The organism is Aquirufa sp. TARAVU-A1A (assembly GCF_054558675.1).
The window spans coordinates 1-23,091 of sequence record NZ_JBPXKP010000011.1; the positions used below are offsets into that span (position 1 = coordinate 1).

The following is a 23,091-nucleotide window of genomic DNA, read 5'->3' on the forward strand; positions in this document are numbered from 1 at the left end:
GAGAGACCCCACCTAAATTTAAACATGAAAACCCCTAACTTTATTCATGAAAAAGAGTCGAAGAAAATATATTCTCCGACCCCTTAAAATCAATCTAAAACTGTCAACCTATTTTAGGACGACTCATCTACTTCATCTTTTATGTAACTAAATTCAAGCCTATATTATCAATTAATCTTGAAAATCAAATATTAAATTTTTTACCAACTCGTAGATAAGCCACCTTCATTGCGTGGGCTGAATGTAGGACTTGCAACAGGTTTACGAATTAAATCGGTCAATTGATAGCCAAAATTAGCCTGAGAAACCCAGTGCTGGTAGGTATCTTGAACCGGTTTGTGGCGTGGTAAATAGTCTTTGAAAATATTCAAATCAAAGGAACGTGCTCGAACGCCAGCACCTGATAAGACACCGTCATGGGCATTGATCATTTGTTCAATGTGATTGGGTACAGGGACCATCATTACTGGTTTGCCTAGGTACATGGCTTCAGCCACCGACTCAAATCCTGCGGTCGAGATAAGACCTGCGCAATGGGTCATTTTATCCAAATACTTCTCAGCATCAATGGGATGAAATGTCAGTGAATCTGAATAGGCATATTCCGTCTTAATGGTTGGATTATCCCAAAAGCAATCCAATTTAACTTCCGGATTTTGTTTCGACCAAGCCATGATTTCATCGGCGAGTCGGTAATGAGTTAAGTAGGCTAACCAGCGTTCTCCCGCTTGTGCTTGGATCGACTTAACCTCATGACGCAATAGGGGCGGAACAGCAATGATATTACGTTTGCTATCGTTAGGCAACTCGCGGAAAGATAATCCTAATAATTTGCGAGAGCCGATGGCCGTAATCCGTGTATTCAGGTTCAATAAATAACGATCAAGCGCTTTTTCTGGAATGGATTCAAAATGTTCGCTGAGCAGGAGGTATTGATGACCTACCGACATGCATGGTATTTTAGCGCCCGATTTTAAATTATATAAACCTGTGATGGATTCATAGAAATTGACGATTCCATCCGGTTGTAAATCCTCGATGAATTCCCCCAATTGCGAGGCACTCTTCCAATAGGTCCCAAATTTGGTGAAAGCCTGCATCGCTGTTTTACCAAGTTGGACCGATTTCCCTTTACCATAATTGATTGAAGGACTTTCGTACTGAATGAAGGGCGTCTCGCCGATGAAATCCCTAAAAAATGACGGGATTTTTCTGCCTTCAAAAGAGCCTACGGCATAGCCGACCACTTCGTGTCCCGCTTCGCGTGCGATTTGGGTTAAGGAAATCGCTTGGGTTAAATGCCCGCGACCTTCTCCTTGGACGGTAAAGATGAATCTGCCCATATGGCTGTTAATTCAGATTTAAGATCAAAACTTGGATAATCGATTAATAGCCATTCCCCCGAATGGGTTTCAACCAATGCCGTTAAAGATTCCACCCAATCACCCGAGTTCATGTAGGTAATCCCATCGATTTGCTTGATCTCCGCTTTGTGAATGTGTCCACAAATGATGCCGTCGGCACCTTTGGCTTTCGCTAATTCAGCTAATTTCTCTTCGAAATCCGAGATGAAATTTACGGCCGCCTTTACTTTTTGCTTGATGACTTGAGATAGGGAATAATAGGGTTTCCCTTGCCAGGATCGGTATTGATTATACCACTTGTTCAACCACAATAAAAAGGTGTAACCGATGTCGCCTAAATAGGCAAGCCATTTCATTTGGCTAGTTATGCTATCGAAGATGTCGCCGTGGGTAATGAAATATTTTTTGCCGTGAGAGGCCAACATGTAATCTTGGCGAATGGAGAATTGCTTTCCAATTTTCAGGGGCAAGATTTGATCCAAGAAATCATCATGATTTCCGCGTAAGTAGATGACCTCTGTATCGAAGTGGTCCATCATTTTTAACACGGCGCGGAAAAACCCAGTATGTTTCTTCTTCCAGGTTCCTCCTTTTTTTAATTGCCATCCGTCGATGATGTCTCCGTTGAGAATCAACTGGTGGCAGGAATTTGACTTCAGAAATTCGTTGACTTCTTTGGCTTTTGCTCCCTTACTCCCTAGGTGTAAGTCGGAGATGACGATTGTCTTGTAAGTTGGCCGCATGGCTTGTATTTTCGTTTACCAAAAGTACAAGGTCCCCAATCTTTGTATATTAAGTAAAAATTAGGAAATCATTAATTCATATAAGCTTGTTCCTATTTAAGTAATAGGGAACATGTTAGGGTATCTTATTCCCAATTCTTCAATCAGATTCGGGTAGTTTTGAGTTCAATCAAATCAAGTACTCATGAAAAAATATGCAATTCTATTATTCGCTCTTTTGGGTTTTAGTGCACAAGCTCAAAACAACAAATCGTGCAAAGAATTAATCGATTCCGAAAATCACATCGCCACGAACATTAAATTATACAAGGATACTTGGGACAAAATCTTTAATCAACGGGATATCGATGCCGTAAACGATAAAAATTTTGCAAGCGATGTTATCTTATTGAATCAAAAAGAGGGTATTCGTGCTTCTGGTATCGAGGGCTTCAAAAAGGCATTTAATCAATATTTGATTGCATTTACCGACATCAAATTCACGTTTATTGATGTTTGGGGTCACGGAGATAAATTAGTGAAGCACTGGAATTTTCAAGGTAAACACAATGAGACAGGAAAAATGATGAACTTGTCCGGAGTAACGCTCGTGAAAATGAAGGATGGTAAAATTATCGAAGAACAGGATTTCGATGATAACTTATGGTATAACCAGCAGTTAGGAAGGTATTTAGTGAAATAAATCCACCACGCTTAAGCTTTGGCAATCCTTAAAGGTTTGCCAAAGCTAACGCTGGGAGCATAAAAAAATTATATCAACTAATCGATATTCGCAGTTTCCAATTTGGGAGCCAAGGTATAAATAATCCCCCAAGCCAATACATAGGCACTTCCGCAAAGTAAGAAGATGATGTTATAGCCATCGTTGATATTACCGGCTAATTTGTATTTGTCCAACAAGAATCCCACGATCATGGGGAAGAAAATACCGCCCACAGAACCAGCCATTCCTCCGATTCCGATCACCGAACTCACCGCTTTCTTCGGGAACATATCCGTCGCAATCGAATAGATGTTTGCACTCCATGCTTGGTGCGCTGCCGCCGCAAGGGAAATCAAGGCAACTGCCTGCCAGATGTTATCGCAATAACGCGCCAACATAATTGGCACAACCGCCAAGGCAAAGCCTAACATGGAGAATTTACGTGCTTTGAATGATGGCCAACCTTTGTTAATCAACCAACCAGACAACCATCCGCCACCAATGCTACCAATGGTCGTTGCCGTATAGACAATAATCAATTCCATACTTGGTTTTTTCAAATCCAAATGGAAACGCTCATTGAAATAGGATGGCAACCAGAATAAGAAAAACCACCAAATGGGATCTGTCAACATCTTGCCAAATAAAAACGCATAGGTTTGTTTAAAGCCGAATAAACGAGCCCATTTAACGGGTTCTTGATTCTCATCTTTCTCCTCCTTATCGGCATGAATGTAATCAAATTCTTCTTTGGATAACATCTTATGCTTCGATGGCACTTCGTAATAGAACCACCAGAAAATCAACCAAACAAATCCAATGGCTCCCGTGACAATAAAGGCCATTTCCCAACCATAAACACCTAAAATCCAAGGCACCATAATCGGCGCCGCAACGGCCCCAATATTTGCGCCTGAATTAAATATTCCCGTCGCTAAAGCACGTTCATTTTTCGGAAACCATTCTGCCGTTGTCTTAATCGCAGCAGGGAAATTGCCTGCTTCGCCTAATCCTAAAAGTCCACGCATAAACGCAAAACTCAAAGTGCCCGTTGCCAAAGCATGCAACATCGCCGCAATACTCCAAACGATAATCGAAATGGTATAACCCAATTTGGTCCCGATGCGATCGATGATTCCTCCGAATCCCAATAAGCTGATCGCGTAAGCCGCTTGGAAGGTGATGACGATGTTGGAATAATCGGTCTCCGACCAATTAAACTGGTCTTCCAAAACCGGCTTTAAAAGACCAATCACCTGGCGATCCAGGTAGTTGATCGTTGTCGCGAAAAAGAGCAAGGCACAAATTCGCCAGCGATACGTTCCTATTTTATTCATGGTTTAGAGGGGTTTGTTCGGGTTATTTTAAGCCCTTATAAATGTGTATTAAATCACTAATTGTATTCGAAATACTTTGGTAATCTTGCTTGGCAATTAAGGCAGGCGGGAATAATTGAGAACCCATTCCTACCGCGGATGCTCCGGCATCAAACCAAGTCTTCATGCTTTCGTGTGTGGGCTCTACGCCACCCGTTACCATGATTTTGCTATGCGGCATCGGTCCTTTGATGGCTTTTACAAAACCCGGCCCTACCACATTTCCTGGAAATATTTTAACGATTTTTGCTCCCAAAACTTCCGCATTACGAATCTCCGTCAAGGTCATCGTGCCGGGCATCCATGGAATATCATGTTTCGCACAAATCTCACCTACCTCGGGTGTTGTAAAGGGTTGCAACATAAAATCAGCTCCCATTTGGATGAATTCAGACGCTTGTTTGGCATCATAAATCGTTCCGATACCTAATACCAAATCTGGACACTCCTTCTCACAGAAGTCGATTAATTTGGCAAAAATGGCTGGCGCTTCCGCTCCCCGATTCGTGAATTCAAACACGCGAATGCCTCCATCGTAACAAGCTTTTAACACCGACTGGGCTACACCCAAATCAGCATTGAAAAACAAAGGAACAATGGGAGTTTCGGAAATACGTTGGTAAACAACAGTTGAGCTATTTCTTGCCATGATTATCGGTTTAAACGACCACTTAAGTCGCCTTTCATTACTAATTCAATTTCATCCAAATTGGCCCGATTGATATCGCCCTCTATGGTATGTTTCAATGCGGAGGCTGCGACACCAAAGGCTAACGATTGTGCTTCATCCCCATAAATCAAATTGCCATAGATATAGCCAGCCATGAATGCGTCACCGCCACCGATTCGGTCTACAATTTGAGATATTTCAACCGTATCTGATTTCAACACCTCTTTCCCGTCAAATGACATGGCAGAAAGCGTGTTTTGCGATGCAGAAATTTGTCCTCGCTTCGTATTAATGATCTTTTTCAAACGCGGGAATTGCGCCATAATTTGCTTCGCCATGGAATGCCAGCCACTCTTCGTGCTGCCATCGGGAACAATACCTAATATATCTTCGGCATCACCTTTTCCACAAACGATAATATCGCAACCATCAATCAATTCCGGCATCACCTCTTGAACCGTTTTGCCGTATTGCCAAAGGTTCTTGCGGTAATTCACATCCGCCGATACTGTAATGCCTAAGGCATTTGCCACGGAAATGGCTTCTCGTAATGTTTGTGCCGCCGACTCCGAAATGGCCGGACTGATGCCCGTCCAATGGAACCAACACGCATCTTTGAAGATTTCTTGCCAGTTGAATTCCGATGGACTTAAATTCGCAAATGCTGAATCCGCGCGGTCATAAGTCACTTTGCTCGGGCGCATCGCTGCACCAAATTCCACGAAATACAAACCCAAACGCCCCTCTCCGAACACGATATCACTCGTGTCAACCCCTACTTGTGAATAATATCCTGAAGCAGCTTTTCCTAATTCATTGTTTGGGAAACGGGTAACATGTTTTGCGGGAATACCCAAATGGGCCAAGCCTCCTGCAACATTCGCTTCGCCACCACCATAGGTGATGTTAAAGGATTGGGTTTGCACAATGCGGGAATAGCCTGGAGGGCTTAAACGCCCCATGATTTCCCCAAACGTGACTACTTTTTTCATGCTTTATTCAAAATTAAAAAATGCCGACGCATTCTTGTACGAAATATCTTCTACGAGTTTACCTAACCAAGCGATGTCGGCAGGTAATTCCCCATTCTCCACATCTTGTCCGAGTAAATTACATAAGATTCTGCGGAAATACTCATGGCGCGGGAAAGATAAGAAACTGCGGGAATCCGTCAACATCCCTACGAAGTGACTCAACATACCCATGTTCGAAAGCGCATTGATTTGTTTTTCCATGCCATCTTTTTGATCCAAAAACCACCAGCCTGAACCGAATTGCATCTTCCCTACAATCGTTCCATCTTGGAAGTTACCCGTCATGGTCGCAAGCAATTCATTATCACGTGGGTTCAAATTGTATAGAATCGTTTTGGCTAATTGATTCGTGGAGTCCAAGTGGTTTAAAAATGCAGAAAGTGGTTTCGCTTGCTCAAAATCGCCGATGGAATCAAATCCTGTGTCAGGGCCTAATGCACCTAATAATCGGGCATTGTTATTACGAATGGCACCCAAATGGAACTGTTGGGTCCAGCCGCGTGCATGATCTAAATGAGCAAAATATACGAGCATGGCAGATTTGAATTGCCATTTCTCTTTTTTACTGATCAATTTTCCTGTGATTAATCGCTCGAAAATTAATTCAATTTCTTCATTGGTAAATTCCTCCGCATAGATATGCTCTAAGCCATGATCACTCAAACGGCAACCTGCCTCATGGAAGAAATCGTGACGTGATTTTATGGCAGCTTTGTAATCGGTTAAGTTACGAATCGATTGACCCGCAGCCTCCGCTAATGCATTTACATATTCAACGAAAATAAGCTCATCATCTACACCCATCGCCTTATCGGGACGGAATGTAGGCAATACTTTAATCGCAAATCCACTCGCTGCAATTTGCTTGTGATAGCTCAAATTATCGATTGGGTCATCTGTTGTACAAAGAGCCTTCACGTTCATTTTTAGCAATAAATTCCTCACTGAATACTCCTTTGTACGGAGCAATGCCGAACAATGGTCATATATCCGTTTCGCCGAATCTTTATTCAATAATTCCGTTACACCGAAATAGCGTTGCAATTCCAAATGCGTCCAATGATACAAAGGATTACGCATCGTGTAAGGAACCGTTTCAGCCCACTTCATGAACTTTTCTTCATCGCTTGCATTCCCTGTGATGTATTTTTCATCAACGCCATGGGCACGCATCGCACGCCATTTGTAGTGATCTCCATACAACCAGATTTGGGTAATGTTATCAAATTGCTTGTCCTCCGCAATTTGCTGAGGAACCAGGTGATTATGGTAATCGATGATGGGCATTTTCGCCGCAAAATCGTGATAAAGCGTCTGCGCCGTAGGCGATTGCAATAAAAAATCTTCGTTTAAAAAAGCCTTCATAGGTTTGTTATATGTATTTCTGTACTGCTGCTTCAAATCCTGGTAATGCGCTTAGGTCGGTGCCCCATAGACTCGTATCTGCTAAAACTTTTTTCAAATCAAAATCTTTCCACGCCTCGTAAAAATAAGCTGCGTAATCACAGTTTATCGGATACATTTCTCCATTCGAATCGCCAAAGTACTTGCCATTTTCCTCCTTCACTGCATGCATGAATTGCAAGTAGGCCGCAAAGCCCATCGCAAACAATTCGGGTGCTTTTCCAAATTCTTGGTAGTATTGAACGAGCAATGGAATGTTGCGCATCCGCATTTTCGTCGTGTATTGAACCGTAATATCGATTAATTTGTGGTTGATAAATGGATTGCGGAAGCGATCCAGCACCGACCGACCAAAACGGTCGGCCACCTTGAAATCCATTTTATACGGAATCGCAAGCGCTAATTCGCTGAGCATGAGGTTCATCACCAACTTGCTCAAATAACCATTTGCCATCACATCTTTTACGAGGCGGAAACCTAATAAATAGGACATCCCGCACATCAAAGTATGCGTACCATTCAATAATCTTAATTTTAGTTCTCTGTAAATTTCGATGTCTTCAGCAATCACAACGCCTGCATCTGCCTTCGCAAAGCTCAAAATTTCACGAACTTTTGCTCCGCCTTGGATGGCCCATAAGCGATATACTTCCGAGATGATCAAGTTCTTATCCTCATAGCCTAAATCGGCACAAATCGCTGCTGATGTTTGTGCATCTGGAGCTCCGGGTACGATGCGATCTACTAAGGAATTGCAGAAATGGTTGGCATCTTGAAGCCAAGCAACAAACTCGGCTGGCAACTGATGATCTGCTGCCAACTTTAATACGATTTCTTTTAATACATCCCCATTGTTAATGATCAATTCGGTTGGGATGATGACCATACCTGAATCGTTGCTGCCATTAAAATGTTGCCAACGGGCATGAAGGAATGATAAAAGCTTCGCCGGGAATGATTTTGGACATGCCGCATCGATCGGGTCATTGGCGTGGTATTGAATACCTACCTCCGTTGTATTGGAAATAATGACTTGCATATCGCTACTCTTCGCGCAAGCTAAAATTTCATTCCAAGCTGTTGCGGCAGTGATTGTTCGCGAGATGGATGAATTGATAACAGTTTCTTCAATCGCAACTCCTTCTTCGATGCCTTTAATGCAATGCGTAAATAAGCCATCTTGTTCCGTAAATGCATCGGCACCTGGTCTATCTGTCGATTTTACCACTACGACCCGGCCTTTAAATTGGCCTGCACGATTCGCTTTATCGATGAAGAAATCACATAATCCGCGTAACAAAACACCCGTACCGAATTGTAATACTTTTTCAGGGTAATCAAAAACGGCTGGGTTGGGAGCTTGAACTGAAATCTTGGAGCTAAATCCAGCGGCTAAATTTTGTCTATTTAATATGGCCATGCCTAATGCTATTGTTGTTCTTTCCTCTTTAAAGGCGAATAGACCCCAATTTTACCCAAAAAGCCCGAAGTTTTTCGGGCCTTATTTAGAATAAAAAATCTAAAACGATTACGCTTCTCCTATTGGGCCATTATAGCTCATGGGAAATTGGAATCCTCCATTTCCTCCATCCTTATTAATCGGGCCAAAACTATCTTCATAGCGTTGAACATTCTCTTGCAATGCTTGTAATAGTCGGTAAGCATGGTCCGGCGTCATCACAACACGAGACTTGACTTTACCTTTTGGAATACCTGGTAAAATGCGGATAAAATCCATGACAAATTCAGATGGGGAATGAGCAATCAAGGCCAAATTTACATAAGCTCCTTCCGCTAATTCTTCAGGTAATTCAATATTCAGTTGGTTCTCTTCTGTAGGGTTTTCCATAATCAATTGTTATAAGTTTTGAATTTACTAAAGTGTAAGGATAGATTAAACCAATTGCCCATTTTGTTTTGCTTGCAAGGTAAAATAGACGGTCCCCTCATGCATGAGTTCGGCATGTGTTCCTGATTCGATGCAGGTCCCATCTTGCATGACGTAGATGCGATGGGCGTCTGTAAAATTTTGCATGCGATGGCTAATCAATACAACGCTCGGCACAAAATCTCGAATAGTACGTAATACCTGTTGTTCTGCTAACACATCCAATGCCGCGGTGGCTTCATCCAACAGAATCAGTTCAGGTTGTCGGTACAATGCACGCGCGATTCCTAATCGTTGTTTTTGACCTCCTGATAGGGCGATTCCATGGTCTCCCACCATCGTTTCAAGTCCATGATCCAATTGTTTGATCATGTCTGCTAATCCTAATGCATCGATGATTTTCCGCATGCGTTCCCAATTAGGTTTATCATCCCCTAAAGCTATATTCGCTCCGATGCTTCCATTGAATAATTCAATTTCCTGAGGAACGCAGGCGATTTTTTGTCGGAGAACCTCCGTCGACAAACGCCCAATCGACTCCCCATTCCAGGTAATACGTCCTGCTTGGATGGGATAGAGTTTTTGAATTAAATGGAAAAGCGTACTCTTCCCAGAACCACTTTCACCCACAATGCCTGTAAATTCTCCCTGATTAATCGTTATGTTGACATTCTTGAGGATCATTTTTCGAAACCCATATTGAAAACTTACTTGTTGGAAGGCTAGGGTTGACCGCAATTTTTTCGGTTGTCTACTTCCCATATCTTCCACGTTTGTATCTAGAATATCATACAAGCGTTCGCTCGCTATTTTGGCTGCCTGAAATGACTTATTCACTTGCGTAAGCTGCGCCATGGGTCCCGAGAAATAGTTGTACAACGCAAAAAGGGCGAACAATTCTCCTACGCTTAAACGAGCCTGCATAACTAAAGTGCCACCTTGCCAAAGTAATGCCACTAAAAACAGGGCCCGCATCAATTGCACGGCCCAATCTGCATGGGAATTTACTCGTTTTGATTGATAGGCGATATCCAGAAATGCAGTCAAATTTTCTTGAGTTTGCGCCTGGAGGGAATCATGAATTCCATACATTTTGACGGTTTTGGCCCGACTAATAGATTCAACTAAATGGTTTTCCATTTGGGCTGTCTTTTCCATTATTTGTCTTTCTTGTCTACGATTCCAGCGATTGCTCCAAGCATAAATCAAGGCATGCAAGGGAATAAGTGGCAACATGAATAAAGCGAGTCGTTTGTCCCACCAAAACAAGAGCACATAGGCGCTAAGAACGATGCTCGCGTTTAAAAGCAGCTCGAGCAACACCTCATTAATAAACTGGCGAATCTTAACGGCATCGCTTACACGCGACATGATTTCTCCCACCCGAAAAGTGTCAAAAAATCGCTGGGGTAGCCTGAAAATATGGCTAAAATACCGCTGCATGATGCCTTCGTCCAATGCTTGCCCTATGTCCAGCATTCGTCTTGCCTTGTAAGCCTGCAAACCGAATTGGATAAGTAAAACGCCTAGCATAGCTAATGAGTAGTATTGTAATAATGCGTATTGTTTTTGAGGGATGAGTACATCCGTAACCTGTTGGATAAACAAACTCAAAGTAAGTCCCAACAAGGTATAAAGGATGGCCATGAGCCAGGTTGTTATCAATTGAAATCGAAACGGATAAATGAGTTTCCACATGCGTGTAAACACAGAAGGCTCCTCCCGACCGGCTTGAAATTTTGCACCCGGTTTAATCAAGATAATAATCCCTGTCCAAAACTGGCTGAACTCCTCCCAGGACATTTTTCTACTTTGCCCGTCCGTTGGGTCCATGACATATACATGATTATCATTAAACCGGTCCAAGACCATGAAGTGGGTCAGCCGATTTTCAAGCACGCCATGAACAATGGCAGGCAGAGGGATGTGCGTTAAATTTTCACGTATACCCCGTAAAGCCTTCGCTTCAAAACGCATGCAAGAAGCCGCATGTAACATGCCCATGAGATTGGTGCCTTGCAAATCCGTTTGGGCCCATTGGCGGATTTTTGCCAAAGACACATGCAAACCATAATGCTGTCCGATAGAGGCAAGGCATGCAATCCCGCAATCCTTGACATCTTGTTGTTTGATCTTTACCATGCCTGAAATTGGTCAGGAAAAGAACGAAACCTTATTCGATAAAAGCATTTATCAAGTTGCTGATAAAAAAAGAACCCCGAACGTTGCCGTCCGGGGTTCTTTCGTCTTAAGCGACAAGCAGAAATTAGTTGCTTGCTGCTGTTTCTTTCACTTCTTCAACTTCCGTTGCAGTCGCTTTTTCCAAGTTTTTCAACTCATCAGCTGAGTTTACTAAAATATTTTGGTAGCGACGAACACCTGTACCTGCTGGAATCAAGTGACCTACGATAACGTTCTCTTTCAAGCCGTCTAAGGTATCTTGTTTCGCGCGGATCGATGCTTCAGAAAGAACTTTCGTTGTTTCCTGGAACGATGCAGCTGAGATGAATGAATCAGTACCCAATGAAGCTTGTGTGATACCTTGTAAGTTAGAAGAAGATACCGCTGCTTGCGCATCACGTACTTTCATCAACTTCAAGTCACGACGCTTCAATGATGAATTTTCGTCACGTAATGCACGTGCTGAAAGAATCATACCTGCTTTGTACTTATCAGAATCGCCCGCATCTGTGATAACCTTTTTATCCAAGATTGTATCATTTTCTTGACGGAAGACAAAACGATCTACGTTTTGACCTTGCAAGAATTGCGTATCACCTGGTTCTAAGATTTCCACTTTCTGCATCATCTGACGAACGATACATTCGATGTGCTTATCATTGATTTTTACACCTTGTAAACGGTATACATCTTGAATCTCATTTACTAAGTATTCTTGAACCGCTGTAGGTCCTTTGATTTTCAAGATATCTGATGGCGTAATTGCTCCATCTGATAATGGCATACCTGCACGTACGAAGTCATTGTTTTGTACCAAAATGAAACGAGTCAATGGTACTAAGTAACGACGCTCAGATCCTTCTTTCGGAGTAACGATAATCTCACGGTTACCACGTTTGATCACACCGTATGAAATAACACCGTCGATTTCAGAAACAACTGCTGGATTCGATGGGTTACGTGCTTCAAATAATTCTGTTACACGCGGAAGACCTCCCGTAATGTCACGCGTTTTACCTGCCGCACGTGGAATCTTCGCGATGATTTGACCCGCTTTGATTTTATCTCCTTCGTCGATCGCTAAACGCGCACCTACTGGTACGTTGTAAACTAAGTTTTCTTTGCCTTTCGCAACAACTAATACGGATGGGTTTTTCGTCTTGTCTTTCGATTCGATAATTACCTTCTCGCGCATACCTGTTTGCTCATCCGCTTCCTCTTTGTATGTATTATTTTCTTCGATTGCCTCGAATTCAACTTTACCTTCAGCTTCTGACAAGATTACCGCATTGTATGGATCCCAAACGCAAATTTCTTCGCCTTTCTTGATGGTTTGACCATCTTTCACACGCAAGAATGAACCGTAAGGTACGTTGCTTGAAATCAATACTTGCTTGTTCGCTGGGTTCACAATTTGAACCTCACCTGAACGACCCATCACGATTTCTGTTGGGTTACCTTCTGAATCTGTCGAACTTACCGAACGAACTTCTTCAAAATTGATGACACCATCAAATTTCGCTTTCACACTCGCATCCAAGGAAACGTTTTGTGCTGTACCACCCACGTGGAATGTACGTAATGTCAACTGCGTACCTGGCTCACCAATTGACTGAGATGCAATTACACCTACTGCCTCACCGATGTTCACCATACGAGCTGTAGACAAGTTACGTCCGTAACACTTCGCACAAACACCACTACGTGTTTCGCAAGTTAATACGGAACGAATTTCTACTGAATCGATGGCTGTTTCGTCAATTTTTTGTGCAGCCACCTCTGTGATTTCGTCACCAGAAGCAACGATTAATTCACCTGAAACTGGATCAATCACATCATGTACAGAAACACGACCTAAGATACGCTCTGATAATGGTTCGATGATTTCCTCATTGTCTTTCAATGGGAACACCTCGATACCACGTAAGGTACCACAATCTTCTTCATTCACGATAACGTCTTGCGCTACGTCATGTAAACGACGAGTCAAGTAACCCGCATCGGCTGTTTTCAAGGCAGTATCTGCCAAACCTTTACGCGCACCGTGTGTAGAGATAAAGTACTCTAATACGTCAAGACCTTCTTTAAAGTTAGAAAGGATTGGGTTTTCGATGATTTCACCTACTGAACCTTGTAAGTTCTTTTGAGGTTTCGCCATCAAACCACGCATACCACCTAGTTGACGAATCTGCTCACGAGAACCACGGGCTCCTGAGTGCATCATCATGTAGATCGCGTTAAATCCTTGGTTGTCTTCTTCCATCTGCTTCATCAAAGTCTCGGTAATTTTCGAGTTAACTTTTGTCCAGATGTCAATAACAGCGTTATAACGCTCGTTATCTGTAATTAAACCCATTAAGTAGTTATCCCAAACTGCTTGAACATCTTCCTGTGCTTTCTTCACTAAAGAAGCTTTTTCAGCAGGAATTTGTACGTCGCCAATACCCATCGATAAACCACCGTGGAAGGCTTGTTGGAAACCTAATTCTTTGATATCATCCAAGAATTGCGCTGTACGCGCCATACCACAGATCTTGTGAACATGTGAGATGATTTGTTGCAACTTCTTCTTCGTCAATAACTCATTGATGTAACCTACTTGCTCCGGAACACAAAGGTTGAACAATACACGTCCCGCAACAGTTTCCACCATTTCTTGAACCAATGTACCATCTTCCTTACGAACGGTAGCTTTCACCACGATGTTCGCGTGCTTAGATAATTTCTTCTCGTTCAAGGCGATAACAACTTCCTCAAATCCGTAGAAACGAGATCCTTCACCAGCTACTTTATGATCTGGCGTCGACTTACGTCCTTTTGTTACATAATATAAACCTAACACCATGTCCTGAGATGGTACCGTAATAGGCGCACCATTCGCAGGGTTCAAGATGTTATGCGATGCAAGCATCAATAAAGAGGCTTCCAAAATAGCTTCATGTCCTAGTGGAACGTGAACCGCCATCTGGTCACCATCGAAATCGGCGTTAAATGCCGTACATGTCAATGGGTGTAATTGGATCGCTTTTCCTTCGATTAATTTCGGTTGGAAAGCTTGAATACCCAAACGGTGAAGGGTAGGAGCACGGTTTAAAAGAACTGGGTGTCCTTTCATTACATTTTCCAAAATATCCCAAACCACTGGATCTTTACGATCAACAATTTTCTTCGCAGATTTTACCGTTTTCACGATACCGCGTTCGATCAACTTACGGATCACAAACGGCTTGAATAATTCAGCCGCCATGTCTTTTGGAAGACCACATTCATGCATTTTCAATTCTGGACCTACGACGATAACCGAACGACCTGAATAATCGACACGCTTACCTAATAAGTTTTGACGGAAACGACCTTGCTTACCTTTCAACATATCCGAAAGGGACTTCAAGGCACGGTTACCTTCAGAACGAACCGCATTTACTTTACGTGAGTTGTCAAATAAGCTATCTACAGCCTCTTGCAACATACGTTTTTCGTTACGTAAGATTACCTCTGGCGCTTTGATCTCGATCAAACGCTTCAAACGGTTGTTACGGATAATCACACGACGGTATAAATCGTTCAAATCAGATGTTGCAAAACGACCTCCATCCAATGGCACCAATGGACGTAATTCTGGTGGAATTACAGGAACCATTTTGATGATCATCCACTCAGGACGGTTGTCGATACGACCCACTGACTCACGGAATGCTTCTACCACTTTCAAACGCTTCAAAGCCTCAGCCTTACGTTGTTGTGATGATTCTGTGTCAGCCGAGTGACGTAAATCAGCTGATAAGCTGTCTAAGTCGATACGTGTCAACAACATATTTAACGCGTCAGCACCCATTTTCGCGATGAATTTCTGTGGATCTTCATCAGGAAGGTGTTGGTTCTCACGTGGTAATTTATCTAAGATATCTAAGTACTCGTCTTCCGTTAAGAAATCAAGGTATTGGCTACCAATCTTTCCTTCTTCCGCGTACATACCTGCTTGAACGACAACATAGCGTTCGTAGTAGATAATTTGATCTAATTTCTTGGTAGATAATCCAAGCATATAACCGATTTTGTTCGGTAAGCTACGGAAGTACCAGATGTGTGCTACAGGAACCACTAATTCGATGTGGCCCATACGCTCACGACGTACTTTTTTCTCAGTCACCTCCACACCGCAACGGTCGCAGATGATGCCTTTGTAACGAATACGCTTATATTTTCCGCAATGACACTCCCAGTCCTTCGTTGGACCAAAAATACGCTCGCAGAACAAACCACCCATTTCGGGTTTGTAGGTACGGTAGTTAATTGTCTCCGGTTGAGTTACCTCACCGTTTGAACTTTCAAGAATCGACTCCGGTGATGCCAATGAGATGGTCACTTTTTGGAAATCGCTGTTCAGTTTTCTCGTCTTTTTAAATGACATTTTCGATGTATTTAATTGGAAAATGATTTCTTTTTAAGGGCCAGGGTTAGCGGCCCGATAAATGATTACTCAAGTGTGATTTCAAGAGCTAAACCTCTCAATTCGTGAATCAATACGTTGAATGATTCTGGAATGTTTGGCTTAGGCATATTCTCGCCTTTCACAATTGCCTCGTACGCTTTGGCACGGCCGATCACGTCATCCGACTTCACAGTTAAAATCTCTTGCAAGATATTCGCTGCGCCGAAGGCCTCCAATGCCCAAACCTCCATCTCACCGAAACGCTGACCACCGAATTGAGCTTTACCACCCAATGGTTGTTGTGTAATCAATGAGTATGGTCCAATAGAACGTGCGTGCATTTTATCATCTACCAAGTGACCAAGTTTCAACATGTAAATGATACCTACAGTGACCGGTTGATCAAATTTATCACCCGTTAAACCATTGTATAGGTAAGTACGACCCCAATCTGGTAGACCAGCTGCCGTTAATTCTGCTGCAACTTCTGCCTCAGTTCCACCGTCGAAAATTGGTGTCGCATAACGCTTACCTAATTTTTGACCAGCCCAACCTAATACAGTCTCGTAAATTTGACCTAAGTTCATACGAGATGGTACCCCTAGTGGATTCAATACGATATCTACTGGTGTTCCATCTTCTAAGAATGGCATATCCTCTTCACGTACAATACGAGCTACAACACCCTTATTACCGTGACGACCCGCCATCTTATCACCTACTTTCAACTTACGTTTCTTCGCGATGTAAACTTTCGCCAACTTCACGATACCTGCAGGTAATTCATCACCTACTTCAAGAACAAAACGCTCACGCTTGAATCGACCAGCGATTTCGTTACGTTTCACGTTGAAGTTCTTAATTAAAGCCATGAACAATTTATTCAACGCTGCATCCGATGTAGCTTCTTCTACGATCAAATCAGAAAGCAAGTTTGCTTCTTCCTGAACAGCATAAGTAGACTCATCACGATACAAGTTTTTATCTGGGAATAATAATTCTTCGATGTTCTTCGCTGAGAATTTAACACCCTTCTCCACGATCACCGTGCCGAATTTGTGCTTAATACCCGCGCAAGTTTTACCAGCTAACAAAGCAACAGTCTTCTCGATCATTTGGCGACGAATCTCCAAAAGGTCTTTACTGTATTCCTTCATCAACTTCTTCAATTCAGCTTTCGATTTTTCACGCTCTTCTTTATCCTTTTTAGGACGAGAGAACAATTTCGTATCGATAACCACACCTTTTAATGATGGTGGCGCTTTCTTCGAAGCATCTTTCACATCACCCGCTTTGTCACCAAAGATGGCACGTAATAATTTTTCTTCTGGTGTCGGATCTGATTCTCCTTTTGGTGTAATCTTACCAATCAAGATATCGCCTTCTTTCACTTCGGCACCCACGCGAACAACACCGTTCTCGTCTAGGTTACGAACTGTTTCTTCCGATACGTTTGGAATTTCTGATGTCAATTCCTCTTCTCCACGTTTTGTATCACGAACTTCTAATTCGAATTCTTCAATGTGGATTGAAGTAAAGATATCGTCACGTACAACTTTTTCTGAGATTACGATCGCATCCTCAAAGTTGTAACCTTGCCATGGCATGAATGCCACTTTCATGTTACGACCTAATGCTAATTCACCAGCCTCTGTTGCATAACCTTGGCAAAGCGCTTGACCTTTCTTCACTTTCTCACCTTTGAACACGATCGGCTTTAAGTTGATCGTAGTATCTTGGTTCGTTCTGCGGAATTTGATCAATTCGTATGTTTTCAATGATCCGTCAAAGCTGATCAACGCTTCAGATTCAGTTTGATCGTAGTTAACAACAATTTTCAATGCGTCAACATATTCAATCACACCATCACCTTCCGCTACAACTAAGGTACGTGAGTCAATCGCCACACGGTGCTCAAGTCCTGTTCCTACGATAGGAGCTTCTGGACGTAAAAGTGGTACCGCTTGGCGCTGCATGTTGGATCCCATCAAAGCACGGTTGGCATCATCATGCTCCAAGAAAGGAATCAATGAAGCGGCAACCGAAACAATTTGGTTAGGAGCAACGTCCATGTATTGTGCATCCGATGGATTTACCAATGGGAAATCACCTTCAAAACGAGCCTTCACACGGTCAGATAAGAATTTACCTGATTTCATGTCGATTGGCGCGTTAGCTTGAACGATGTTTTTACCATCTTCCTCTTCTGCTGTCAAATATTGTACATTGCTTGATGTATCTACTTTACCACCATCGATTAGACGATATGGCGTTTCGATGAATCCCATTGAGTTCACTTTCGCGTGAACACATAGAGATGAAATCAAACCAATGTTGGGTCCCTCCGGAGTTTCAATCGTACAAAGACGACCGTAGTGCGTATAGTGAACGTCACGAACCTCAAAACCAGCTCTTTCACGAGAAAGACCACCAGGCCCTAGTGCCGACATACGACGCTTGTGCGTAATCTCAGCCAATGGATTTGTTTGATCCATGAATTGAGATAGTTGGTTCGTTCCAAAGAATGAGTTGATTACCGAAGATAATGTACGAGCATTGATCAAGTCAACTGGTTTGAAATCTTCGTTGTCACGAACATTCATACGTTCTTTGATCGTACGCGCCATACGTGCAAGACCTACACCGAATTGCGCATATAATTGCTCTCCTACGGTACGAACACGACGGTTAGATAAGTGGTCAATATCATCGACTACTGCACGTGAGTTGATCAAACCGATCAAGTATTTCACGATAGAGATGATATCCTCTTTGGTCAAGACTTTCACATCCATTGGGATATCATGACCTAATTTTTTATTGATACGGTAACGACCTACTTCACCCAAATCGTAACGCTTGTCTGAGAAGAACAAGTTTTGGATGATGTCACGTGCCGTTTGCTCATCGGGAGCATCCGTATTACGTAATTGCTTGTAGATTACTTCAACAGCCTCTTTTTCTGAGTTTGAAGTATCTTTTTGCAAGGTATTGTAAATGATATTGTAGTCAGAAACGTTCACGTCATCTTTGTGCAAGATAACGGTTGCAGAACCTGATTCTAAAATCGTTTCTACTTCGTTCTCTGTGATAACTGTATCACGTTCGATCAAGATTTCGTTACGGTCGATAGAAACTACCTCACCTGTATCTTCATCTACGAAGTCTTCTTGCCATGTTTTCAAAACACGTGCCGCCAAACGACGACCTACGATGCCTTTCACAGCTTTTTTATCAACCTTGATTTCTTCAGCTAGGCCAAATAAATCCAAGATATCCTTGTCATTTCCGTAACCAATGGCACGAAGTAATACGGTTACAGGGAACTTTTTCTTACGGTCGATGTATGCATACATCACATTGTTAACGTCCGTAGCAAATTCAATCCAAGAACCTTTGAATGGAATGATACGTGCAGAATACAATTTCGTTCCATTTGTGTGCTTCGATTGCGCGAAGAATACACCTGGTGAACGGTGCAACTGAGAAACGATTACACGCTCCGCACCGTTGATCACGAAGGATCCACGCTCGGTCATGTAAGGAATGTTTCCTAAGAAAACCTCTTGTTCGATGGTTTGGAAATCCTCGTTGTCTGTATCGTTACAGATCAAACGTAATTTCGCTTTTAAAGGTACTGAATACGTCAAACCGCGGTCGATACACTCATCTACCGAATATTTCGGTGGATCTACTGAGTAGTCGACAAACGACAAAACGAAATTTTCACGCGAATCCGCAATAGGAAAATTTTCAGCGAACACTTTAAATAAACCTTCGTCTGTACGGTTTTCCGCAGCTGTCTCAAGCTGGAAAAAATCCTGGAAGGATTGGACTTGGATATCCAGAAAATCTGGATAATTGATCACAGACTGCGTTTTCGCAAAGCTGTGTCTTCCTGTGGCAGTGATGTTACTCAAGGCTTTATACGTTTTAAATTAAAATGAAAAATGGCCCGTGGGCGCAATTTCTCGCCGTTTCCGACGAAAATTAAAAGCTGAATGCCTCGTAGAGATAAGATCGAATTTCCCTTTGCGCCTCCCCTACGATAAGAGATTTGTGTTTCAGAAAAACAATCTGCGGATTCGCCCGGAGGCGTTAATCCTAAAATAGCCTGCAAAATTAAGAAAAGTTTTTTACCGAACAAATAGGGGAGGGGATTTTTTTCAGTCGCTAGTCGTCAGTGGTCAGGCCGGAGGGAATTAGTCTGAAGTCCGAAGGGAAATAGTCCGAAGGAAATTGGTCTGAGTAAGATGTTCTCTTTTGTTGTGTCTTGGGACCCCATCTCTTAACTCTCACTCTTAATTCTTAACTCTTCATCAGTCCGAAGTCGTCAGTCTCAAGGTATATTGGTCTGAGTCTAGTTTTCTCCATTGTTGTGTCTATAAGATCCTATTTCTTCACTCTTCACTCTTACCTCTTACTTCTTAACTCTTACCTCTTGATTTGTTTATCAATTTGCTGATACAATGATTATAAATAAGAATCGTTTAGTAATTAAATTTATTTTGACTAATTCCCTTCGGACTTCGGACTATTTCCCTTCGGACTTCAGACTAATTCCCTTCGGACTGACCACTGCCCACTGATAAAGCTCCCCCGCCCCATGCTCCCTAGACTAAAATTCTACATCCGATTTACCTTAGGAATGACCCGACTAGAAATCCGAGGTATCTATATAATGTTAGGTTTGATCGTGCTCGGGATGGGAGTGCATGCGATTTATCAATATGTTGCATTGCAGGCAGATGCAGATTTAATTGAGCCGAAGCGATTTGAGGAAATTTACATGGCCCAAAAGGCCGCTCATCGAAAGTTGAATTTTGTCCATAAAAGCTATCCTATATATAAGCGAACATTTACCTATCCGCATTACATCAAAAAATCACAAGATTGGAAGATCAATATTAATGAGGCGGATTCTACAGCTTGGGTGGCTTTGCCGGGTATTGGGCCCGGTTTCGCCAAACGAATTTTGACTTTTCGGGAGCGCTTGGGTGGTTTTGCCGCAGCGGAACAATTGGCAGAAGTGTATGGAATCGATACGATTTGGATCAGGCAAAATCTACGAAAGTTTCAGGTAGGGAAGGGGGTATATCGTCCATTGTATGTGAATCGGGCGATTTGGAATGAATTCCGTCATCCTTATTTACCTTTTGCGCAGGCCAAAGTCGTTTTGAATTATCGTAAACAACATGGGATTATCCCCGATTTTGCTTCGCTGGTACAAATCAAATTAGTCGAACCCGCTGTTTGGGAGCGACTAAGGCCTTACTTGAATTTTGAACCTTGAATTTTATCTTAAAAGCCGTAATTTGCGAGACAATTACACATCAACAAATACACAAATACCATGTCAACAGGTTTCTTTCAAGTACCTACTCCAATTAATGAGCCTATTTTAGCTTATGCGACCGGATCGAAAGAGCGGGAGCAATTGCAAAATAAGTTAGCCGAACTTCGTGCCAAACAAATTGATATTCCCATGTATATCGGCGGAAAAGCAATTCAAGGGGCGCAAAAAGTTGCGATGACCTGTCCGCATGATCACCAACATGTATTGGGTCATTATTACGAAGGAGGGAAAAAGGAAGTTAGCCAAGCGATTGATGCTGCTTTAGGAGCGCATGCAGCCTGGTCGGCAACACCCTGGGAGCGCCGTGCGGCCATCTTTTTAAAGGCAGCAGAATTGTCGGCAACCAAATACCGCATGGATTTAAATGCTCGAACAATGTTGGGGCAATCTAAAAACGCCTTCCAAGCGGAAATTGATGCTGCTTGTGAGTGGGTAGATTTTTTACGTTTCAATGTGCATTATGCATCTCAGATTTATGCTGATCAGCCAATTTCATCGCCGGGCGTTTGGAATCGGGTGGAATACCGCGCATTGGAAGGTTTTGTGTACGCATTGACACCATTCAACTTTACGGCGATTGCAGGAAATTTGCCGGCAGCACCTGCTTTGATGGGGAATACGGTCGTGTGGAAGCCATCGCCTAGTCAGGTTTATTCGGCTGGGTTGTTGATGGATATATTAACGGAAGCAGGATTACCGGCTGGCGTGATCAATTTAGTATTTGCGGATGGCCCTGAGGCGGGAGATGTCGTTTTTAATCACCGAGATTTTGCAGGTGTTCATTTCACGGGTTCTACGGCGGTGTTCCAAACGATTTGGAAGAATATTGGTAACAATATTTCGAATTATAAATCCTATCCTCGGATTGTGGGTGAGACAGGTGGAAAGGACTTTGTGGTTGCTCATCCTTCAGCAGAGCCAAAGGCCTTGTCGGTAGCCATCATTCGTGGGGCTTTTGAATACCAAGGTCAAAAATGTTCGGCGGCATCGCGTGCCTATGTGCCAGCTTCATTGTGGCCAAAAGTAGAGGCTTATTTAAAAGAAGATCTGGCGGCGATTCGCATGGGAGGAACGGAAGATTTTGGAAATTTTGTGAATGCGGTGATTGATGCGAAGGCCTTTGCGAAGATTGCTGGATTTATTTCGGATGCGAAAAATGACGCAGATGTGACTGTGGTTGCGGGTGGAAATTGTGATGATTCGAAGGGTTATTTTGTGGAGCCTACCGTCCTTTTGACGAAGAATCCTAAATCGAGAACGATGGTGGAGGAGATTTTTGGGCCGGTATTGACCATTTATGTCTATCCAGATGTGGAATGGAAGCAAACCTTGGCTTTGGTTGATGAGACATCTGCTTATGCATTAACCGGTGCTATTTTTGCGCAGGATGCTTATGCATTAGAAGAGGCGAAGGCTTCACTCGTTAATGCAGCAGGTAACTTGTATTTAAATGATAAGTGTACAGGAGCCGTTGTGGGTCAGCAACCATTTGGGGGTGCGCGTGCATCGGGAACGAATGATAAGGCGGGGTCATACTTGAATTTATTGCGTTGGGTTTCGCCGCGTACGGTGAAGGAAGTATTTGTTTCGCCAACAGATTTTCGATATCCATTTTTGGGCTAGATTGAGCTTTTTAAATGGTAAGGAACCTTGCAAATGAAAATTTTGCAAGGTTTTTTGTTTTTTATCTTTGCTGATTTTCAGCGAATTACGGATTTTGGTAAAATATTTTTGTGTGTGGTGTTGGTATTTATAAATTATTCCTACATCTTTGCACTCCCAATCGCTAGGAAAAAGCTTCTAGCACATTAATGGAAGGGTTTGCTTGAAGGTTTCGGCTTGAGAGTGGACGTGGAAGTTGAAAGAGTTCTTTGACGTGTTGATAGAAATAAAGACGAGATTAATTCTTTAAATGAATTAGTCATAATAAGTAGCATTCA

Annotated in this window: 14 protein-coding genes; 3 read left to right on the forward strand and 11 right to left on the reverse strand. The window is 42.6% G+C overall.

Going from position 1 to position 23,091, the window contains the following annotated elements:
• Window positions 1–200: 200 nt before the first annotated feature.
• Window positions 201–1,343: a glycosyltransferase family protein gene (locus V7S75_RS11965; RefSeq protein WP_459514202.1), complete on the reverse strand. Its 1,143-nt coding sequence runs from the start codon at window positions 1,341–1,343 to the stop codon at window positions 201–203.
• A complete protein-coding gene (locus V7S75_RS11970) occupies window positions 1,295–2,107 on the reverse strand; it encodes a UDP-2,3-diacylglucosamine diphosphatase (RefSeq protein ID WP_459514204.1) in 813 nt (270 codons plus the stop codon). Before V7S75_RS11970 ends, V7S75_RS11965 begins: the two co-directional genes overlap by 49 nt.
• 184 nt (window positions 2,108–2,291) lie before the next feature.
• Here V7S75_RS11970 and V7S75_RS11975 point away from each other — a divergent pair, with 184 nt between their 5' ends.
• On the forward strand, window positions 2,292–2,789 hold the full coding sequence (locus V7S75_RS11975) for an ester cyclase (RefSeq protein WP_459514206.1): 498 nt from the start codon (window positions 2,292–2,294) through the stop codon (window positions 2,787–2,789).
• A gap of 77 nt (window positions 2,790–2,866) precedes the next feature.
• Here the strand turns inward: V7S75_RS11975 and V7S75_RS11980 are convergent, their stop codons facing one another.
• The 9 genes from V7S75_RS11980 to rpoB all read right to left on the reverse strand — a co-directional run bounded on the left by V7S75_RS11980 (window position 2,867) and on the right by rpoB (window position 19,715).
• Window positions 2,867–4,147 carry an MFS transporter gene (locus V7S75_RS11980; protein WP_459514207.1) on the reverse strand — a complete coding sequence of 427 codons (1,281 nt, stop codon included), beginning with the start codon at window positions 4,145–4,147 and terminating at the stop codon, window positions 2,867–2,869.
• A 22-nt stretch (window positions 4,148–4,169) separates the two neighbouring features.
• Window positions 4,170–4,835 (reverse strand): bifunctional 4-hydroxy-2-oxoglutarate aldolase/2-dehydro-3-deoxy-phosphogluconate aldolase, encoded by a 666-nt coding sequence (locus tag V7S75_RS11985; protein ID WP_459514209.1) that lies wholly within the window; start codon window positions 4,833–4,835, stop codon window positions 4,170–4,172.
• Window positions 4,836–4,837: 2 nt separating this feature from the next.
• Entirely contained in the window at window positions 4,838–5,848 is a 1,011-nt protein-coding gene (locus V7S75_RS11990) for a PfkB family carbohydrate kinase (protein ID WP_459514210.1), read from the reverse strand.
• A 3-nt stretch (window positions 5,849–5,851) separates the two neighbouring features.
• Window positions 5,852–7,255 carry a glucuronate isomerase gene (gene uxaC, locus V7S75_RS11995; RefSeq protein ID WP_459514212.1) on the reverse strand — a complete coding sequence of 468 codons (1,404 nt, stop codon included), beginning with the start codon at window positions 7,253–7,255 and terminating at the stop codon, window positions 5,852–5,854.
• A gap of 7 nt (window positions 7,256–7,262) precedes the next feature.
• Complete coding sequence (locus tag V7S75_RS12000; RefSeq protein WP_459514214.1) at window positions 7,263–8,714, reverse strand: tagaturonate reductase; 1,452 nt, start codon at window positions 8,712–8,714, stop codon at window positions 7,263–7,265.
• Window positions 8,715–8,822: 108 nt separating this feature from the next.
• Window positions 8,823–9,143: a DUF3467 domain-containing protein gene (locus V7S75_RS12005; protein ID WP_459514216.1), complete on the reverse strand. Its 321-nt coding sequence runs from the start codon at window positions 9,141–9,143 to the stop codon at window positions 8,823–8,825.
• Between the two features lie 45 nt (window positions 9,144–9,188).
• The gene (locus V7S75_RS12010) at window positions 9,189–11,324 is read right to left on the reverse strand and encodes a peptidase domain-containing ABC transporter (protein WP_459514218.1); all 2,136 of its coding nucleotides are present in this window, start codon (window positions 11,322–11,324) and stop codon (window positions 9,189–9,191) included.
• 124 nt (window positions 11,325–11,448) lie between these two features.
• Window positions 11,449–15,774 (reverse strand): DNA-directed RNA polymerase subunit beta', encoded by a 4,326-nt coding sequence (gene rpoC, locus V7S75_RS12015; protein ID WP_459514220.1) that lies wholly within the window; start codon window positions 15,772–15,774, stop codon window positions 11,449–11,451.
• 65 nt (window positions 15,775–15,839) lie between these two features.
• The gene (rpoB, locus tag V7S75_RS12020; RefSeq protein ID WP_459514222.1) at window positions 15,840–19,715 is read right to left on the reverse strand and encodes a DNA-directed RNA polymerase subunit beta; all 3,876 of its coding nucleotides are present in this window, start codon (window positions 19,713–19,715) and stop codon (window positions 15,840–15,842) included.
• Between the two features lie 686 nt (window positions 19,716–20,401).
• Between rpoB and V7S75_RS12025 the strand changes: the two genes are divergently transcribed.
• Window positions 20,402–21,088, forward strand: a complete 687-nt coding sequence (locus V7S75_RS12025; RefSeq protein WP_459514223.1) for a helix-hairpin-helix domain-containing protein — start codon at window positions 20,402–20,404, stop codon at window positions 21,086–21,088.
• A 60-nt stretch (window positions 21,089–21,148) separates the two neighbouring features.
• On the forward strand, window positions 21,149–22,774 hold the full coding sequence (gene pruA, locus V7S75_RS12030) for an L-glutamate gamma-semialdehyde dehydrogenase (RefSeq protein WP_459514225.1): 1,626 nt from the start codon (window positions 21,149–21,151) through the stop codon (window positions 22,772–22,774).
• Window positions 22,775–23,091: the final 317 nt, after the last annotated feature.